General features: G+C 66.4%; 2 protein-coding genes and 1 tRNA gene. All 3 read left to right on the top strand.

Annotated features, from left to right (window positions below; all coding sequences use genetic code 11):
* On the top strand, positions 1–411 hold a 411-nt coding region (locus tag D476_RS0115840; protein WP_020380461.1), incomplete at its 5' end, for a DUF3566 domain-containing protein.
* 152 nt (positions 412–563) lie between these two features.
* Positions 564–637 (top strand) — tRNA-Ile (locus tag D476_RS0115835).
* A gap of 346 nt (positions 638–983) precedes the next feature.
* A complete protein-coding gene (locus D476_RS0115830) occupies positions 984–2396 on the top strand; it encodes an AAA family ATPase (protein WP_017624918.1) in 1413 nt (470 codons plus the stop codon).
* Positions 2397–2547: the final 151 nt, after the last annotated feature.

Here is a 2547-nt window from a genome sequence, read left to right as displayed (position 1 = left end):
GGCGGGGGGAAGCCGCCGATCGCGGCGGCGAAGTCGGCTCGCAAGGCGCACCTGAGCGTCAGCAGGATCGAGCCCTGGTCGGTGATGAAGTTCAGCTTCGTCATCTCGCTGGTGTGCTTCATCATCCTGTTCGTCGCGGTGGCGGTGGTCTACGCGATCCTGTCGGGGCTCGGGGTGTTCGACGCCCTGGCGGACATGCTCACCGCCCTGACCGAGGGCGGCGAGGGCGAAGAGGTCCCGATCGACCCGGCGAGCTGGTTCTCCCCGGCCCGCGTGCTGGGCTACACCGGCCTGATCGGGGCGCTGAACATCATCCTGATCACGGCCCTGTCGACGGTCGGGGCGATGCTCTACAACCTGGCCGCGGACCTGGTCGGCGGCATCGACGTCACCCTGACCGAGTCGGAGTGACCCGCCGGGGCCCCGGAGCAGTCCGGGGCACCCCCGGGGCCCGGTAGAATCGGGAGGAGCGGGCCCTCGCGAGAGGCCCGCCCCTCCCCGCATCCCCCCCTGATCCGGTTCGCCGGAGGGTCCCGGATGCGGTAGAGTTCCATCCGGAACGCGGGCGTATAGCTCAGTCGGTTAGAGCGCATCCCTGATAAGGATGAGGCCCCAGGTTCAAGTCCTGGTACGCCCACTTGCGAAAAGGCCCCCACCCGGGGGCCTTTTTCTTGTCCGTGCGTCGTACATGCGCCAAGGCGAAGCGCGAACGTCATACGGTTCGGCGCTTCGTGCGTCAGGACGCGCCGCGGCTCCTGCTCTCGGCCGCCTGTTCGTGGTTCACGTCGTGCGTCACTCGCACTTCCGCGTGCACTGGGCATCCTGGAAGTCGTCGTACTCATCCGGCGCAAGGTGCGCGTACCGGTGTGGGACTGGTTGATAGCTTGGGCTGGTTGCGGCTTCCCGCAGCCGATCGCTGTCCGTCATGCGGTCCGGCCGTGTTGAGGGCGGTGAAGCCTACGTCGCGGTGAACAGGGGACAATGTGCTGACTCGTCTGGAGGTCGACGGCTTCAAGAACCTCCTCGAACTTGAGGTGGACTTCGGCCCGTTCACCTGCATCGCCGGGGAGAACGGCACTGGGAAGTCGAACCTCTTCGACGCCATCCAGTTCCTGAGTCTGCTGTCCAGCCGCTCACTCATCGAGGCCGCGCTGGAGGTCCGGGGAGCGACGGGCGAGCGCTCGGGGGATCCACGGGAGCTGTTCTGGAACGGCTTCGGCAACCATGAGCGGCGGATGAGCTTCGCGGCCGAGATGATCGTGCCGGAGACGGTCGAGGACGACTTCGGGCGAGAGGCCGAAGCCACCAGCACCTACCTGCGCTACGAGTTGCGCCTCGGGTTTCAGCCCCCCTCCGGAGCGGACAGGATCGGCCGAATGACCCTGCTGCACGAGAGTTTGAGACACATCAATCTCGGCGACGCTCCCCACCGGCTCCGTTTCCCTCACAACAAGAGCAACTTCCGCGACGAGGTCCTGAAGAACAAACGCAGCGGCCAGGCGTTCATCTCTACGTCCGGCAGGGATGGCCAGACCACCATCAGCATTCACCAGGACGGCGGCAGCAGGGGACAGCCGAAGCCCGCCGCGGCCTCCCGAGCCCCTGCCACCGTGGTCAGTACGGTGACGAGCAGCGACGACCCCACCATTCTCGCTGCCCGCCGGGAGATGCAGTCCTGGCAACGGCTCGCGCTGGAGCCCACCGCGCTACGCGCCCCCGACCGCTACACGGATCCGCAGCGGATGACCGCCAACGGGCTACACCTGCCCGCCACACTCTTCCGCATTGCGCAACAGGAACCCCACGGGGATCCCGATCGCGTCTACGCCAGGGTTTCTGGACGGCTCTCGGATCTGGCGGGCGTGTCGGTGGACGAGCTCCGTGTCGTCGAGGACGAGGTACGGGAGCTCCTCACGGTCGAGCTCCGCGAGGCCAACGGCCTCCGTATGCCGGCCCGTGGACTCTCCGAGGGCACACTGCGCTTCCTCTCCCTGTGCGTCCTGTTGGAGGATCCCTCCGTCCGGGGAGTTCTGTGCATGGAGGAGCCGGAGAACGGCATCCACCCCGGAAACCTCGAAGCCATGGTGGAGCTGGTACGCGACCTTGCGGTGGATCCCACCGATGTTCCCGGTCCTGACAATCCGTTCCGTCAGGTCCTGGTGAACACCCACTCTCCGGGTGTCATCCGGCTTGTAAGCCCGGAGGACCTGCTCTTCGCGGACAGTGTGAGCGTGCGGAGTCCCGAGGGCCGCACCACGCGTGCGCTACGGCTCCGCCCGATGGCCGACACCTGGAGAGGAAGGTCCGACAGGAAGTCCTCGGTCACGCGTGCCGACATCCTCGTCTACCTCACGACTCCCCCTGCCGACCCGAAACTCACGCTGGAGAACCTGTGAGGACCGTCCGTCTCCTCTTCCTTCGTGAGGGCAGCAGTGACGATGGCATCATCGAGCACATCGAAACGATCTCTGCGCAAGAAGGCGTCGAAGTCAGCGTCACCAACCCTGAACTCGACTGGCTCGGCGATGTCGGACACTCCGTGGGGGA

It is taken from the genome of Nocardiopsis chromatogenes YIM 90109 (assembly GCF_000341185.1).
GTDB lineage: Bacteria > Actinomycetota > Actinomycetes > Streptosporangiales > Streptosporangiaceae > Nocardiopsis_A > Nocardiopsis_A chromatogenes.
The sequence above is the reverse complement of the archived record's forward strand: the minus strand, read 5'-3'. Positions and strand labels throughout refer to the sequence as shown.